Origin of the sequence: Winogradskyella immobilis (assembly GCF_021887715.1) — a bacterium.
GTDB lineage: Bacteria > Bacteroidota > Bacteroidia > Flavobacteriales > Flavobacteriaceae > Winogradskyella > Winogradskyella immobilis.
Map to the genome: position 1 here is coordinate 141,003 of NZ_JAIQXX010000001.1, position 15,244 is coordinate 156,246.

A 15,244-nucleotide genomic window follows, 5' to 3' on the forward strand; every position below is an offset into this window, starting at 1 on the left:
CTTGTTGTAGCTACTGTTATTTCTACAAACTACGGTTTTTCCGCATCAAGTTTGCGGTTTTTCCGTAACTAAAAAATAAAAAGGATGCATACATTTACCACAATCAACAATAATTGATTAATCCCTTTACAATTTGTTGAATTAATAGCAAGTTAAACCTAATAGATGACCGACCGAAAAGATTCTATTAGGTTTTTTTGTTTACCACCATGGTCCAGTATGTGTGCCGAGTTTTGTTATAAAGAATCCAAAATATACTATAGCAACTATAAACTTTAAAAATGTAGATGTAATAAACCCTAAGAAAGAACCAAAAGCAGCTTTTGATGCTCTGTTTACATCTTCCTTGTGGAGCATTTCGCCTATAAAAGCACCAACAAAAGGACCGATAATGATGCCAAATGGTATCGGTGATATTAGCCCAATAACTAAACCAAGAGTTGTGCCAACCATTCCTGATTTGCTTCCGCCAAAACGTTTAGTGCCAATAGCAGGAATAACATAATCTAGCAACCATATAAAAATAGCAAAGATTAATGTTGTAAAAATAAGTGTTTTTGAGAGCTCTATGCCATTTGTAAAATGTAAGACTAAAAGCCCAACCCAACTCGTTAACGGACCAGGTAAAACAGGAAGAAAACTACCTACTAGGCCTAAAACCATTAAAAACAGTGAAATAATCACTAAAAAAATATCCATAATACTAACTACTTAATTTAACTATTGGACGCAATCTGAAACACATTGTTACAATTTTTTAAACTAAAAACTTAGTTTAAACTAAAATTTTAGTTATATTTGAAAAATATATACAATTAATTTATAGAGGACATGAAACAATTAACAAAGGCAGAAGAAGAGATTATGCAAGCTTTATGGCAGTTAGAAAAAGCGAATGTAAAAACAATTATAGAAGGACTTCCAGAACCTAAACCTGCCTATAATACGGTATCTACTATTGTTAGAATTTTAGAGTCTAAAGGCTTTGTAGATTATGAAAAACAAGGTAAAGGACATGTTTATTTTCCTATTGTAGCTAAAGAAATGTATAGCAATCAATCCATAAATAAATTGGTAGACAACTATTTTCAAGGTTCTTTTAAAAGTATGGTGTCTTTTTTTGTAAAAAAGAATGATGTAGACTTAAATGACATCGAGGCCATTTTAAATGAGATTAACAAAAAAGACTAGATATGTTACATTATATACTACAAGTTACAGCGTTTCAAGTCTTCTTTTTACTGGTTTATGACTTGTTTTTAAAGCGAGAGACCTTTTTTAATTGGAATCGATTTTATCTTTTAGGAACAGCAACATTGTCGTTAATACTTCCATTTATAAAGCTTAACGCAATCAAGGCACTAACTCCAAAAGATTTTGTAATTAACCTACCAGAAGTTGTTATTGGTAAAATAACACCAACGGTATACCAAGCTGAAGTAGCTGACTTAGCAGGAATTACTTTAGCTCAACCTCAAACTCCATTATGGCAAACCTTACTTTGGGTTGGAGTAATAATAGCAGCACTAATTTTTGTGTTTAAAATAATAAAACTATACCTGTTAAGATTTAAAAATCCAAGGCGATGGAGAGATAACGTGCTTGTTGTAAATCTATTAAACAGCAAATTGGCGTTTTCTTTTTTCAACAACATTTTTATAGGAGATAAAATAGGTAAAGAAGAACAGCCTATGGTGTTAAAGCATGAGCTAGTACATGTTAAAGAAATGCACACTATAGATCTGCTGTTTTTTGAAACCTTAAAAATTCTCATGTGGTTTAACCCATTAGTTTATATGTATCAAAATAGAATTAAAACACTGCATGAGTATATCGCGGATGCTAAAGCCGTAAAACAAAACAATAAAGTTGAGTATTACCAAAGTTTGTTAAATCAGGTATTTGAAACCAATAATCTATCATTTACCAACACTTTTTTCAATAAAACATTAATTAAAAAACGAATAGCGATGTTACAAAAATCAAAATCTAAACAAATTAAATTATTAAAATATGCATTATTAATTCCTGTAATATTTGGGATGTTATTTTATGTGTCTTGTACTAAAGAAATAGGAAACAATCCAGAGAATGAAGTAATAGATATAAATGAACTATCGTATTCTATACCATTATTAAGTGAAGAGCCAATTGAACTTTCATTTGAAATTCAATCAAAAAAAGATGCTTATGAAGCATTTTTAGAAACAAATTATTCCGAATATGTGAGTTGGGCAGAAGTGAATAAAGATCAAAATAACATTACATTTTCAATACATCCTATAGGAGAAAAATTGCCAGAAAATGTTGCTGAGATTGCAGTGAACAGTTTTAAAAAAGAAAAAGGTATGAAAACCTATATGCGATTATTTTGGGATGAAGGAAATTTAAAGAATGCACAAAAGAATAGTGGAGAAGCATATGATGATAATATAGAAGTCCCATTTAGTGTCATTGAAAATGTGCCAGTATTTCCAGGTTGTGAAGGTGTTGCGACTGAAAAAGATCGTAAAAAGTGTATGTCTGAAAGTATTGCTAAACTTATTAATAAAAAATTCAATACTGAGTTAGCAGCTAATTTAGGCTTAACAGGAAGACAAGTTATACGTTGTGCATTTAAAATAGATAAAGAAGGAAATATTGTCGAAATATTAGCTAGAGCTCCACATGAAGGCTTAGCAGAAGAAGCTGAGCGTGTTTTAAATTTACTGCCTAAAATGCAACCAGGCAAACAAAAAGGGAAAACCGTTACAGTACCATATGCTTTACCTATTGTTTTTCAAATTCAAGAATAATAGTTGTTAGCTCTCTTTTAGTTTTTTAAAAAAAGAATATAGAATTTAAACATAGCATTTTAGACAATCTCGCATAAATTATTATCTTAGATATTATTTTCAACAAATCAATATTAAAACAGATTAAGATGTTATTAAATCTAGGATTAAAGAGAAAAAGAGGTGTAAGCTATAGATTAATATTTATGCTTTTTATAGGCGGATTCACTGCTTTAAATGCTCAAAAAAAGAAAAAAGAAGTGCCTTTTGATATGGTAGATGAGGCGCCATTATTTATTGCATGTAATAAAAGAAATACAGAAGAAGAACGTAAAGAATGTGTAAGAGCTGAGATTGATAAGGTAGTACATGGCAATTTTAATTTTAATTTATGTAATGAGTTAAATTTAAAAGGCCATCAACGTGTTGTTGTATTATTTAAATTTGGAAAATATAGAGGTGTTAAAGATATACAGGTTAGCGCACCGCATCCAGCTTTAAAAGCAGAAGCAGAGCGTGTTGTAAAATTATTGCCAGAATTTACACCAGGCAGGCATAAACGTAGAAATGTAGAAGTTATCTATACATTACCTATAATGTTTAATGTCTTGCCAGAAGACGAAAATAAAGATGAAAACAAAAATTAATAGAGTAATAAGTAAACTTTTAGTACTATTAGTATTTATACAATTTAATGCCGAGGCACAGTCTTCGGCATTATTAGTTGCAGACAGTTTATATGCTCATGGAAATTACACAAAGGCAATAACGGCATACAAAACATATAATAATAAGAAAGAAGTATATCATAAAATAGCTAAGGCTTATATAGCCATTGGTAATTATGATGCAGCTTTAGAACATTACAAATTAAGTGTAGAAACAAATCCTAATGATGCGTTGTTAAAATTTGATTATGCCAAATTATTAAGTAGAGCAAAAAAGTATGAGGATGCATCCAAGATTTTTAATGAGCTTATTCTTAAAGATGATACAAACCCCAACTATCATTATGAAGCAGGAATTATATTAGAAAAACAAAGAGATACTCTAGCCTTACAACGCTATTTAACTGCATATGAGTTGGATAATAGTCATCAAAAAGCAATTTTTAAAATCGCCAAACACCATCTTCAAAAACGTAATTTTGAAACCTCACACAGTTATATAGATACAGGTTTAAAAACGTATGCTAATAACTTAGAATTAATAAGCCTTAAAGCACAAAATTATTACCATCAAGAATATTATACAATTGCAATTCCATGGTTTCAAAAACTTTTAGATTTAGGAGAGAACTCTGAGTTTATTCATGAAAAATTAAGCCTTTGCTACAGTCAAAATTCAGATTATGTACCTGCAATTAAACATAGAAAATTGGCTTTAGCGTTTAACCCAACAGATAGTATTGCTATGTATGTTATTGGTAAGTACTACGAGATTTTAAATGATTTTGAAAATGCTGAAAAGTTTATTTCTGCTGCGTTAGAATTAATGGATGCGCCATTAAATGTAGAATATAGAACATTAGGTGTCGTTTTAAATCGTTTAGAGAAACGAGAAGAAGCGATAAAAGCATTTAAAAAAGCGTTAAAAGAAGATCCTTCTGATCTATTTGCCGAATTTTTTATCATTCGTACAAAAGATGAATATTATGCAGATAAATTAGCCGTAATAAAACTCTATGAAGATTTTGTTGATAAGCACGAAAAAAATCCTTTTAAGCCATTTGCCGAAGGACGAATTAAAGAACTGAAAGAAGAAGAATTCTTAAAAAAAGATTGATAGTGTATTAACAGAAGACGCGTATTTTTACAGACCAATAACTATAGTAATAATAATCTAAAAATATCGTACTTTTCGGTTTCATAATTATATAGATGAAACGCTTACTCTATCTCTTTTGTGTTGTTGTCCTATATTCTTGCAATTATTTTGAAAATAAGAAAATCTATTCTGAAGATTTGCTTAATGAGGAGTTGCAGACCATAGATTGGAATTCAGTAGATGAATATCCGAGCTTTTCATTGTGTGATTCACTTTCAGCAAAAGTTGAACGAAAAACGTGTTTTACAACAACTTTACTAAAACATGTTAATCAATATTTAGCCTTACAAAAGATAGTGGTATCTCAAGATATTGAAGATACAATAGCTTTAAAGTTAGCTATAGATAAAAAAGGAGTAATTAAGATTTTAGATGTAAAGGCTAAAACAGAGACACGATCTGCTATACCTAAAATTGATAGCTTATTACGCTATAGTATAACAACATTGCCTAAAATATTTCCAGCGATAAAAAGAGGGCAACAAGTAGATACAGAGTTTGTATTGCCTGTAGCGATTTTAATAGAATAACTTTTTACAAATTAAATTTATAACCTATAGAAATATCTGTGGAAAAATTACCATTATTTTCTCTGTTTAAACCAAACAATTCACCATAAATAAAAGTAATATAACCGTTTTTAGAAACTTTAAAATCTGCACCAACTCCAAAAATAAGAGGAATATCAAATTCATTTTCTTTAATATTTGTTAACTCAATAATACCATTCATCTCTTCAGGAAGTAGATTATCTCTAAAATTATATGTGGCAAATTTAGTTTGGATATATAGGTTAAACTTAGATTTTTTAATAACTCTATAGCGGTAGCCTAATGAGAATTCTGTGGTAGAAAAATCAAATTCATCTGATGAAAAACTGTGACGTGCTTGTAAAAAACCAGAGTGTCTAGGATTATCTGTGTCTCCATACAATTCTAACTCAGCTCCAGCTAAGAGTGATGTGGAATTTTCAGGATTAATAATAAAAGGGTTATTTGTAACGCCACCAGAAAAACCTAATCTAAAATTCACAGGGTATGTTTTGTTACCATCTTCGGTTTCAATACTTTTTTTGTAATTATAAAAGCTAATAAAATTTTTGAAGCTACGTTTTGTAAATTTCACACGATGTAATGAAACATCAGCATCACTAGTCAGCTCTTTTAAAATGGTTTTGTAATCGTCTTCTTTTAATTCTATATAGGTATTTTCTTGTGTTCTAACAAAGTAGCGGTAATTGCCATTTTCTGAGGACCAAAGTAATCCTAAAGTTCCTTTAGTTGCTGTTTTCAACTCTAAAGTTTCGCTATTAATAGTATAGGTTTCTTGGCTATAAATACTGTTAGTTACAAATAACAATAAGAAAATTAAAACAACTTTTTTCATGAGCGTTAAGATTTGGTTTTAGTAAAACTACAAAAATATCTGTTATCGTTTTACAGTTTTAAATGTTCTTCCTTTCCATTGATAAGATGTAAAACTAGAAGTTATAGCAATATAACTATTAAAAAAAGGATAAAGCAAGCTTGCAAAGACATAAGATAATAAAATAGGCTCTTGCTTAAAAAAGCGTGATGCTTTAAATAAAAGTAAGAGGTCTATACTTGCCTTTATTAAAAAAATGAGTAATGCTGTTTTAAGCGATATAAGATAAAATAGAGTTAAAGGGATTAAAGTTATAATAGAGAAATTAGTGATAAAAACAATTAAACCAATAATTCTTGGCAACCATGCTTTGTAATTTACCGTTTTAGAAGCCCAACGTAAACGTTGATTGATTAAGGCTTTTAAATTAGTATTGACAGCAGTGGTGACAATGGCTTTATCAGACTTTAGGTAATGCACATTTTCTTTTTGGAATTTGATAAATTTTTCTAAAAGAAAAATATCATCTCCACTAGCAATACTAGTATTTCCATCAAAGCCATTTACAGTGTTAAATGCAGATATCTGGTAGGCAAAATTAGCTCCATTACATAAAAATGGCTTTTTTTGTCCAAAACCTCCTATAGTAGCAGCTTGTAAACTCAAAGTATCCATAATTTGAAAACGAGTAAAAAACGAAGACGATCCAATAAATTTAACAGGTCCGGCAATAGCAATACATGTTTGTGTTTGTATAAACTCATCATAACAATCTAGCCAGTATTTTGGCAGTATACAATCAGCATCAGTTGTTATTATCCAATCGTATTTTGCGTATTTAATAGCAGTAGTAATTGCATCTTTTTTAGGTGAATTAGATGACCTTATGTTATTAATGATGTTAAAATCGATAGTGGTGTTTTTTAGAGATTCATTGATTAATCTTATCGAGGAATCATTTGAATCATCATCAACAAATACGATTTCGAAATATGTTTTTTTATAATTTAAATTTACTATAGATTGTAATAATTGAGGTAACATTTCAGCTTCATTTCTAAACGGAATAACAATTGAAAACTTAGTTTCATTAGATAAATCTTGGAGTGAAAATGACTCTACTTTATTAAAACCAATATTTAACCAAATCATAAGACTCAAGTATATAATAATAATTGTAATGATACATATAGAGAGCATTATCTTTTAGATTTTGGAAGGTTAAAATTAATCACAAAATAGCTGCCAAATACACTAGGGAGTATAAAATTTAGTAGCCACATTAATGTGGTTATAGAGAGTATAATAAACTCATCAATTCCTAAGTAGCTAAATATAAAAACGGCAGCTCCAGATTTTATAACCACATCAAATAAGGCTAAAGAAGGAATAATGGATGCCAAAATATACATGCTGCATATGGCTGTCATTGCCGTAAAATAATCGATATCTATATTAAAAAATAAGAGTAGATAATAAAATTGAAAAGAGAAAATAACATATCGGATAAGTGAAAAACTAAAATTTTTTAGATGTATTTCTACGGAAACCTCTTTTTTAATAAAGGTAATAATACGAGTTATAGAAAACCCTTTTATATGTATTGGTATTCGTTTTAAACTTAAAAAGGCAAATATACCAATAGAGACAATAATTATACTAAATAGTATTAATTTATAAGTGCTAATGCCAATATTATAATTATTTATAAAGAGAATAAAAGCCAAACTTCCAAAGATTGTGGTTACGGTCATTTGTGCAGTATTACCAATAAAATTTAAGAGTACAATTTGTTTTCTATATGATTTTTTAAAATAAATAGCTTTAGCTCCATATTCTCCAATTCGGTTTGGTGTAATTAATGAAGCAGTTAAACCTCCTAAACTTTGCTCTAAAGCACTGAAAAACGAAATTGGTTTAATGGATTTTACCAAATTTTGCCATTTTAAAATTTCAAAAAACCAATTAAAACAGCTTAAAAAGATTAAAAAAAAGACGTTTTCGAACGAAAACAGCCCATTTTTGTTTAAAATCGTTATAAATGTGTCAAAATCTAAATGTTCATTTTTAAGCAATTTTAAATAAATGAAATAACCAACTCCGAATACAATACTGAGTTTAATTATTACAAAAAAGAATTGTTTAGATTTGTGATAACGACTATCAAACATATAATCTGATCTTAAATTTTAAAGACTTTACAAATTAAGATTATTATTGGTGATATAGCAATTTATTAATGAGTGTAGAAAAAATTATTTTAGGTATAGACCCGGGAACCACTATTATGGGTTTTGGACTTATTAAAGTGATAGGAAAAAAAATGGAGTTTCTTCAACTTAATGAATTACAACTTAAAAAATACGATGATCATTATCTAAAGTTAAAACTCATTTTTGAACGTACTATAGAACTTATAGATACGCATCACCCAGATGAAATTGCAATTGAAGCTCCTTTCTTTGGGAAAAATGTACAGAGTATGTTAAAATTGGGTCGAGCTCAAGGTGTAGCTATGGCAGCAGGTTTATCTCGAGAAGTACCTATTACAGAATATTCTCCAAAAAAAATAAAAATGGCGATTACAGGTAACGGAAATGCCAGTAAAGAGCAAGTGGCAAAAATGCTTCAAAGCCTGTTGCAGCTAAAAGAACTGCCAAAAAATTTAGATTCCACCGATGGTTTAGCAGCAGCGGTATGTCATTTCTATAATCAAGGTAGAGTTGAAATAGGTAAAAGTTATACAGGCTGGTCTGCTTTTGTAAAACAAAATGAAGATAGAGTAAAGAAATAAAACTCCATCTTCATTTTATAATTTAAGGGTAAAGTCAATAAGACTTTGTTTAATAAAATTCTTATTTATTTAAAGGAGCACCACCCCAGAACTTTGCGTATTTCTCACAGTGCACAAGTATAGTTTTGTAATCACTAACATTAATATTAGATGGAATTAAGTATTTATTGGTGCCTTTAAAAGATTTTAGTTCGGCTATAAATACAGACTGACCCTTTGCGCTGGCATTGTCTCCATCAATATCTTTTAAGTTTAGTTTAGAAAGAAATATCTTTAAATCTGGCCCTTTCTTAGCTGAAAAATCATCTCCCATTACCACATATGTTTTAGCATCTTCTTTTACAATTTTCCAAGAGCCTTTAAAAGAAACAAAATAGCTGTCAGCTTCCCATTTGCCACTATGAGTAGTTTGAGCATTTAAAGAAGCAATTCCTGTAATTAATAAAGCGAATAATAATATTGTGTTTTTCATGATACATTTTATTTAAATCATTAGTCGATAACAAAAATACATCATTACTAATAAAAAAATACAACTTACATTTATATATTTAATAATTATATATTAGACATTTAATGAGCGGCATCTATATCCATATCCCATTTTGTAAACAAGCTTGCCATTATTGTGATTTTCACTTCTCTACGTCTTTAAAAAAGAAAGATAAACTTATTAATGCATTAGTAGGCGAACTAGAATTAAGAAAAAATGAATTTAACAATATAACTGTAGAAACCATTTATTTTGGAGGCGGCACACCTTCAATATTAACAAATGAAGAACTACAGTTAATATTAAACACCATATATAAAAATTATAACGTCTCAAAAGATCCAGAAATTACCTTAGAGGCTAACCCAGATGATTTGTCTAAAGATCGTATCATCCAATTATCAAGCAGTCCAATAAATCGCCTTTCGGTTGGTATTCAATCCTTTTTTGAAGCTGATTTAAAATTGATGAATCGTGCGCATAATGCACAAGAAGCAAAAGATTGTTTGTCAGTAGCTACGCAATATTTTAGTAATATATCTATCGACTTAATTTATGGTATTCCTGGAGCGACCAATACACAATGGATCGAAAATATTAAGATGGCATTAAATTATAATGTGCCTCATATTTCTAGCTATGCTTTAACCGTAGAGCCAAAAACAGCACTAGCTACATTTATCCAAAAAGGTATAATTACAGATGTAGATGATGAGCAAGCTCACGACCAATTCCACATTCTAAAAGATAAATTAGAAGCTTCAGGATATACGCATTACGAGCTTTCTAATTTTGGAAAACCTAATTATTATAGTAAAAATAATTCAGCCTATTGGCAAGGTAAACCATATATGGGAATTGGGCCTTCTGCGCATTCATTTAATGGCACTCAACGCGGATGGAATTTACGTAACAATTCAAAATATATAAAAACAATTACAGAGAATAAGTTGCCGATAGAAATAGAAACTTTAACTAATATCGATAGATATAACGAATATATAATGACAGGTTTACGAACTATGTGGGGAGTGTCTTTGGGTAAAGTGGAAGCAGATTTTGGTCAATCGTATAAAAAACACCTTTTAGAAGCTTCACAGTCTTTTATAAATCAAGATTTGTTGTATCTTGATGCTGAGCATTTACACGTTACTAAAAAAGGACAATTTTTAAGTGATGGTATTGCTAGTGAATTGTTTATGCTGAACTAGTTTCAACACCTTTATAAATTTAATTAATCTTGATAGCAACAATAGAATTAAAAACTAAAAAAGTAAAAATAGATTTATCAAAACCTTTAGATATTTCTATTCCTATCCAAGATGGCAACAAAAATGTTAATGCCTGGTATATAGATCCACCTAAAATAACACCAGAACGTATTGATAATGATATTGTAAGCGTTGCTGAAGGTGCTGTAGTTAATTTTAACTCTATTACGTTTAATCCGCATTCTCATGGAACCCATACAGAGACGGCAGGTCATATAACAAAAGAAGTACATTCCATTAATAAACATTTAAAGCAATTTTTTTTTCAGGCTGAGGTGATAACGGTAGCGCCAGAAAAATTAGGTGATGATTATGTCATTTCTAAAAAACAGCTACAATTTGCTATCGGAAATAAAAAACGAGAAGCGATTATTATACGTACTATTCCTAATACAAAAGACAAAAAAAGTAGGCAATATTCTAACACCAATCCTACTTATTTATTAGAGGAATCCGCTATCCATCTTAGAGAAAAAGGAGTAAAACATTTGCTCATAGATTTACCAAGTGTAGACAAAGAAAAAGATAATGGAGAATTGTTATCCCATAATGCGTTTTGGAATACTAAAGGCAACTTACGTTTAGATGCTACCATTACAGAATTTATATATGTGCCTAATAAAGTAGAAGATGGTCACTATATGTTAAATTTACAGATAGCACCTTTTGAAAACGATGCTTCACCGAGTAAACCTATTTTGTATAAAATAATAGAATGATAGAAATCCTACTTTCTTAAGAAAGAAAATATGAATATCGAAGATTACAGAAATTATTGCATGAATAAAAAACAGGTAACCGAGCATTTTCCTTTTGATAATGATACGTTGGTTTTTAAAGTTTGCAATAAAATGTTTGCGTTAGCATCACTTAAAAAATGGGAAGAAGGTAATGCGTTTATCAATCTTAAATGCGACCCAGAGTATGCACAAGAACTTCGTGCTGAACACGAAAGTATACAACCAGGTTACCATATGCATAAACAACAATGGAATAGTGTTTATATTCATACAGGTGAACTTTCAATACAATTAATTACTAAGTTAATTGATCATTCCTATGATATGGTAGTAAAAGGATTACCTAAAAAGGTGAGAGAAACATTAAATAAGTGATAATCATTTTACTAATTGCTGAGCGTACGCTTTTTAAATGCATTTGGGCTCATCTGTTTTAAAGATTTAAACTGCCTATTAAAATTTGAAATATTATTGAACCCAGATTGTTCTGCAATTTCAGAGATAGTATAATCTTGGTTAGTTAATAATAACTTACAGGCGTTCTCAATTTTCAATTCATTTAAAAATTGAAAATAGGTTTTATTGGTTCGTTTTTTAAAGTATTTGCAAAATGCATTTTTAGTCATTGAAGCAATCGTGGCGACGTTATCTAGCGTAATGTTTTCATTGAAATTATTCATGGTATATTCCATAATAGCACGCATACGTTTGCCTTCTGTATCACTATATTTTTTGTTATATATAAACGACGATAAATTCTGATAAGAAGCTTTAGAAACTATTTGTAAAATGTTTAATAGTGAGATAAATTGAGATAGTCTTGAAGCTTTTTGAAGCTTTAAAAATAAATTACGAAGCTTCTTTTTAGACGTATTAACTTTAAAACCGTGAGACGCACGTTTAAAAAATGGGCGGAGTGTTTTTAATTCTTCGAGGCTAAAAAAATCACTACCAAAAGCATCTTCGGTAAAAAACAAACTCAGCATATGCGATTTTTTATTGGTTTTAATATCACTTTTAAAGACGTGAGGTAAATTACTTCCAATCACTAATATATCGCCAGATTTGTAATAATTAATAGTATCACCAACAATTAAAGTGCCTTCGCCTTCAACAATTAAACTGATCTGAATTTCTTCATGCTGATGAAATTTATCATAAAATACAAACTCGTAATCCTCTTGATAAATAAGAGCAGTTTGTTCGGGTTTAGGAATTATAAAAGGTAATACTTTCATGTGTTTATAAACTATCAGCTATATAAAAATACGCAAATACTATTCATAGAAATAAAAAAAATAGCATAATAGGATAATATAGTATAATTAATGGATAAAAAGAGATTATAAAAATGAATATTTCTTAAGGTAACTTTACAAAAAAATAAAACGATGAGTTTACAATGGAATGGCGTAATGCCAGCCGTGTTTACATGGTTGAAAGAATCAAAATCAGGCGCTCTTGAAATTGACCTTGATGCAACACAAAAACAAGCAGCAAGTATTTTAAAAACTCAAGGAAAGGGAGGAAGCAGAATGAGCGGACTTGTCGGTTCTGGAACTCTTGGTGAGAATAGCTACCTAAGCACCAAGCAGCGTCTTTCGTTACTTAAATCCCTTTCTGAGGTTGCTAAAGAATACAATGTCCCGTTGATTAGCGGAGCAGCAGCAGAAACTAAGGAAGAACTTGCTAAAATCGTTGAAGGACTTGCAACAGTTGGAGTTGATACAGTCATGGTTATGCCACCAAAAACTAAGGAGGTTCCTTCTGAAAAAGAAATGTATGAGTACTATACATTTTCTGAAGCAACTGCAAAAGATGTAGGCATAACAATTATGCCTTACAACAACCCTGATGCAGCTGGTTATCATGCGCTCTCAACTGAGCTCCTTCTAAAGCTTGCTAAGCTTCCTAATGTAACTGCACTAAAAATATCAACTATCGATGTTTCAATTATTGAAACGATGATGTTAGCTAACAAAGATTTAAAAATTTTGGCAGGAGTAGATACAGTCACTGTACATGCAGGACTCGCTGGAGCTAGTGGCGGAATTACAGGTGTAGGTTGTATCTTTCCAAAAGCAAGTGTTACTATGCAGGAGTATATTTTAAATGGAGAATGGGCTGAGGCAAACAAAATTTCTCAGGCTTTAAATTCATTATCATATCTTGATGCTCAGCCGTTGCTTATGGAATATCTTAAGCTTGCTATGGGAATTCATCATAATGATATTGCTGGAGGTCTTCGTACTTTTGGTAAGAAATTAACTCAACAGCAAATTGATGATGTCCGAGCAAGATATATTCTGGCAAAAGAAAGACTTGAAGTTCTTGACTTAATAGGTTAAGCCTTTCAAATATTAAAAAAACATTTAAAAAATAAGTAAGAATGATTACAGGAAAAAATTATATAGGCAATCAACTTATAGCTGAAGGCAATAAAACATACAAAACTTTTAATCCTCAATTAAATATTGAAAATACAACGGTGTTTACTGAGGCGACTTTAAATGAAATAGATCAAGCAGTACAGTTAGCATCTAAAGCATTTAAAACATATCGTGATATTTCGGGGCAAAAGAAAGCAGAATTTTTAAATGCTATCGCTGATGAGATAGAAGCTTTAGGTGATGAATTGATAGAAACGTACCGATCAGAAAGTGGGTTGCCAGAAGGCAGAGCCAAAGGAGAACGAGGAAGAACAATTGGTCAGTTACGTGCTTTTGCAGCACATATTTCAGAAGGCTCTTGGGTAGAAGCTAGTATTGATAAAGCCCAACCAGAACGTCAACCTTTACCAAAAGTAGATTTGCGTAAAATGTTAATTCCATTAGGGCCAATAGTTGTGTTTGGTGCTTCTAATTTTCCATTAGCATTTTCAACGGCTGGTGGAGATACAGTTGCGGCATTAGCAGCAGGATGTCCAGTAATAGTTAAATCTCACCCAATGCATGCCGGCACAGGTGAGCTGGTTGCTTCTGCAGTGGTAAAAGCTGCTCAGAAAACAGAAATGCCTAACGGAGTGTTTTCTAATATAAACAGTAGCGGTATAGAAGTAGGTCAGCAATTAGTAAAGCATCCTCAAATTAAAGGGGTCGGATTTACGGGCAGTATTAGAGGTGGTCGTGCACTCTTTGATATAGCAGCACAGCGCAAAGAACCTATTCCTGTTTTTGCAGAAATGGGAAGCATAAACCCGGTAGTTCTATTGCCTGAAGCTTTAAAAGAAAAAGGAAAAGATTGGGCAAAAACCTATGCAGGATCTATTACTTTAGGTTCTGGCCAATTTTGTACCAATCCAGGATTAATTATAGGTCTTAAAGGTGAAGATCTAGATGTGTTTACTTCAGAATTAGCTGAAGAAATATCTAAAATTAAACCTACTTGTATGTTGCACCCTAACATTAGTAATGCATATCAATCTAATAAAGCTAAGGTGTTACAACAACCAGAGTTAAACGTACTAGCCGAATACGGTGACGAAGTACAATCTAATTTTGCACAGCAAGTAGTTTTAAAGGTAAAAGGATCCACATTTTTAGAGAATAAAACACTGCATCAAGAAGTATTTGGGCCATTTTCAATAATCGTTGAATGTGAAGATGATGAAGAATTAGAAGATATTTTAAATCAATTAGAAGGTCAACTTACAGGAACTATTATAGGAAACAATACCGATATTACTTCAAATAAAAAAATAGTTTCTGCATTACAAAATAGAGTAGGACGCATTATTTTTAATGGTGTTCCTACTGGCGTAGAAGTTTGCCCATCGATGCAGCATGGAGGTCCGTATCCTGCATCAACAGATTCAAGATTTACAGCAGTTGGTGTAGATTCAATAAAACGTTGGGTGCGTCCATTTACATTTCAAAACTGGCCAAATAGTATTTTGCCAGATGCACTTAAAAATGAAAACCCTTTAGAGATTTTAAGGTTAGTGGATAATGTAAAAACTAGAGTTAAATTATAAATACAAA

At 30.8% G+C, this 15,244-nt stretch carries 17 protein-coding genes; 11 read left to right on the plus strand and 6 right to left on the minus strand.

Annotated features, from left to right (window positions below; genetic code table 11):
* Positions 1–201: 201 nt before the first annotated feature.
* Positions 202–699, minus strand: coding sequence for a DUF456 domain-containing protein (locus K8Z87_RS00590; protein WP_227475488.1), 498 nt, complete (start codon positions 697–699; stop codon positions 202–204).
* 132 nt (positions 700–831) lie between these two features.
* On the opposite strand from K8Z87_RS00590, the gene K8Z87_RS00595 reads away from it, so the two are divergent.
* From K8Z87_RS00595 to K8Z87_RS00615, 5 genes are all read left to right on the plus strand, one after another.
* Positions 832–1,191 carry a BlaI/MecI/CopY family transcriptional regulator gene (locus K8Z87_RS00595; RefSeq protein ID WP_227475489.1) on the plus strand — a complete coding sequence of 120 codons (360 nt, stop codon included), beginning with the start codon at positions 832–834 and terminating at the stop codon, positions 1,189–1,191.
* Positions 1,192–1,193: 2 nt separating this feature from the next.
* On the plus strand, positions 1,194–2,795 hold the full coding sequence (locus K8Z87_RS00600) for a M56 family metallopeptidase (RefSeq protein ID WP_227475490.1): 1,602 nt from the start codon (positions 1,194–1,196) through the stop codon (positions 2,793–2,795).
* Positions 2,796–2,923: 128 nt separating this feature from the next.
* Entirely contained in the window at positions 2,924–3,421 is a 498-nt protein-coding gene (locus K8Z87_RS00605; RefSeq protein WP_227475491.1) for an energy transducer TonB, read from the plus strand.
* Positions 3,405–4,559, plus strand: a complete 1,155-nt coding sequence (locus K8Z87_RS00610) for a tetratricopeptide repeat protein (protein WP_227475492.1) — start codon at positions 3,405–3,407, stop codon at positions 4,557–4,559. Before K8Z87_RS00605 ends, K8Z87_RS00610 begins: the two co-directional genes overlap by 17 nt.
* 95 nt (positions 4,560–4,654) lie before the next feature.
* Complete coding sequence (locus K8Z87_RS00615) at positions 4,655–5,131, plus strand: hypothetical protein (protein WP_227475493.1); 477 nt, start codon at positions 4,655–4,657, stop codon at positions 5,129–5,131.
* Between the two features lie 4 nt (positions 5,132–5,135).
* Here the strand turns inward: K8Z87_RS00615 and K8Z87_RS00620 are convergent, their stop codons facing one another.
* Genes K8Z87_RS00620 through K8Z87_RS00630 form a run of 3 tightly spaced genes read right to left on the minus strand, consistent with a single transcriptional unit; the run spans position 5,136 to position 8,137 of the window.
* On the minus strand, positions 5,136–5,987 hold the full coding sequence (locus tag K8Z87_RS00620) for a hypothetical protein (RefSeq protein WP_227475494.1): 852 nt from the start codon (positions 5,985–5,987) through the stop codon (positions 5,136–5,138).
* A gap of 42 nt (positions 5,988–6,029) precedes the next feature.
* Positions 6,030–7,118, minus strand: a complete 1,089-nt coding sequence (locus tag K8Z87_RS00625) for a glycosyltransferase (RefSeq protein ID WP_227475495.1) — start codon at positions 7,116–7,118, stop codon at positions 6,030–6,032.
* Positions 7,119–7,165: 47 nt separating this feature from the next.
* Entirely contained in the window at positions 7,166–8,137 is a 972-nt protein-coding gene (locus tag K8Z87_RS00630; RefSeq protein WP_227475496.1) for a flippase-like domain-containing protein, read from the minus strand.
* 68 nt (positions 8,138–8,205) lie between these two features.
* On the opposite strand from K8Z87_RS00630, the gene ruvC reads away from it, so the two are divergent.
* On the plus strand, positions 8,206–8,760 hold the full coding sequence (gene ruvC, locus K8Z87_RS00635) for a crossover junction endodeoxyribonuclease RuvC (RefSeq protein ID WP_227475497.1): 555 nt from the start codon (positions 8,206–8,208) through the stop codon (positions 8,758–8,760).
* A 61-nt stretch (positions 8,761–8,821) separates the two neighbouring features.
* Here the strand turns inward: ruvC and K8Z87_RS00640 are convergent, their stop codons facing one another.
* Entirely contained in the window at positions 8,822–9,232 is a 411-nt protein-coding gene (locus K8Z87_RS00640) for a DM13 domain-containing protein (RefSeq protein WP_227475498.1), read from the minus strand.
* A 104-nt stretch (positions 9,233–9,336) separates the two neighbouring features.
* On the opposite strand from K8Z87_RS00640, the gene hemW reads away from it, so the two are divergent.
* Genes hemW through K8Z87_RS00655 form a run of 3 tightly spaced genes read left to right on the plus strand, consistent with a single transcriptional unit; the run spans position 9,337 to position 11,639 of the window.
* On the plus strand, positions 9,337–10,464 hold the full coding sequence (hemW, locus tag K8Z87_RS00645; RefSeq protein ID WP_227475499.1) for a radical SAM family heme chaperone HemW: 1,128 nt from the start codon (positions 9,337–9,339) through the stop codon (positions 10,462–10,464).
* 29 nt (positions 10,465–10,493) lie between these two features.
* Complete coding sequence (locus K8Z87_RS00650; RefSeq protein ID WP_227475500.1) at positions 10,494–11,243, plus strand: cyclase family protein; 750 nt, start codon at positions 10,494–10,496, stop codon at positions 11,241–11,243.
* Positions 11,244–11,273: 30 nt separating this feature from the next.
* The gene (locus tag K8Z87_RS00655; RefSeq protein ID WP_227475501.1) at positions 11,274–11,639 is read left to right on the plus strand and encodes an MmcQ/YjbR family DNA-binding protein; all 366 of its coding nucleotides are present in this window, start codon (positions 11,274–11,276) and stop codon (positions 11,637–11,639) included.
* A gap of 11 nt (positions 11,640–11,650) precedes the next feature.
* Here the strand turns inward: K8Z87_RS00655 and K8Z87_RS00660 are convergent, their stop codons facing one another.
* A complete protein-coding gene (locus K8Z87_RS00660) occupies positions 11,651–12,502 on the minus strand; it encodes an AraC family transcriptional regulator (RefSeq protein WP_227475502.1) in 852 nt (283 codons plus the stop codon).
* Between the two features lie 153 nt (positions 12,503–12,655).
* Here K8Z87_RS00660 and K8Z87_RS00665 point away from each other — a divergent pair, with 153 nt between their 5' ends.
* Together K8Z87_RS00665 and K8Z87_RS00670 are read left to right on the plus strand one after the other, a co-directional pair.
* Complete coding sequence (locus tag K8Z87_RS00665) at positions 12,656–13,612, plus strand: dihydrodipicolinate synthase family protein (protein WP_227475503.1); 957 nt, start codon at positions 12,656–12,658, stop codon at positions 13,610–13,612.
* Between the two features lie 41 nt (positions 13,613–13,653).
* On the plus strand, positions 13,654–15,237 hold the full coding sequence (locus tag K8Z87_RS00670; protein WP_227475504.1) for an aldehyde dehydrogenase (NADP(+)): 1,584 nt from the start codon (positions 13,654–13,656) through the stop codon (positions 15,235–15,237).
* Positions 15,238–15,244 lie beyond the last annotated feature (7 nt).

Coding starts and splice junctions, on each gene's coding strand:
- K8Z87_RS00660 (WP_227475502.1), bottom strand. CDS start 12,502: ATGAAAGTATTACCTTTTATAATTCCTAAACCCGAACAAACTGCTCTT.
- K8Z87_RS00620 (WP_227475494.1), bottom strand. CDS start 5,987: ATGAAAAAAGTTGTTTTAATTTTCTTATTGTTATTTGTAACTAACAGT.
- hemW (WP_227475499.1), top strand. CDS start 9,337: ATGAGCGGCATCTATATCCATATCCCATTTTGTAAACAAGCTTGCCAT.
- K8Z87_RS00630 (WP_227475496.1), bottom strand. CDS start 8,137: ATGTTTGATAGTCGTTATCACAAATCTAAACAATTCTTTTTTGTAATA.
- K8Z87_RS00615 (WP_227475493.1), top strand. CDS start 4,655: ATGAAACGCTTACTCTATCTCTTTTGTGTTGTTGTCCTATATTCTTGC.
- K8Z87_RS00610 (WP_227475492.1), top strand. CDS start 3,405: ATGAAAACAAAAATTAATAGAGTAATAAGTAAACTTTTAGTACTATTA.
- K8Z87_RS00595 (WP_227475489.1), top strand. CDS start 832: ATGAAACAATTAACAAAGGCAGAAGAAGAGATTATGCAAGCTTTATGG.
- ruvC (WP_227475497.1), top strand. CDS start 8,206: ATGAGTGTAGAAAAAATTATTTTAGGTATAGACCCGGGAACCACTATT.
- K8Z87_RS00640 (WP_227475498.1), bottom strand. CDS start 9,232: ATGAAAAACACAATATTATTATTCGCTTTATTAATTACAGGAATTGCT.
- K8Z87_RS00670 (WP_227475504.1), top strand. CDS start 13,654: ATGATTACAGGAAAAAATTATATAGGCAATCAACTTATAGCTGAAGGC.
- K8Z87_RS00625 (WP_227475495.1), bottom strand. CDS start 7,118: ATGATTTGGTTAAATATTGGTTTTAATAAAGTAGAGTCATTTTCACTC.
- K8Z87_RS00655 (WP_227475501.1), top strand. CDS start 11,274: ATGAATATCGAAGATTACAGAAATTATTGCATGAATAAAAAACAGGTA.
- K8Z87_RS00590 (WP_227475488.1), bottom strand. CDS start 699: ATGGATATTTTTTTAGTGATTATTTCACTGTTTTTAATGGTTTTAGGC.
- K8Z87_RS00600 (WP_227475490.1), top strand. CDS start 1,194: ATGTTACATTATATACTACAAGTTACAGCGTTTCAAGTCTTCTTTTTA.
- K8Z87_RS00665 (WP_227475503.1), top strand. CDS start 12,656: ATGAGTTTACAATGGAATGGCGTAATGCCAGCCGTGTTTACATGGTTG.
- K8Z87_RS00605 (WP_227475491.1), top strand. CDS start 2,924: ATGTTATTAAATCTAGGATTAAAGAGAAAAAGAGGTGTAAGCTATAGA.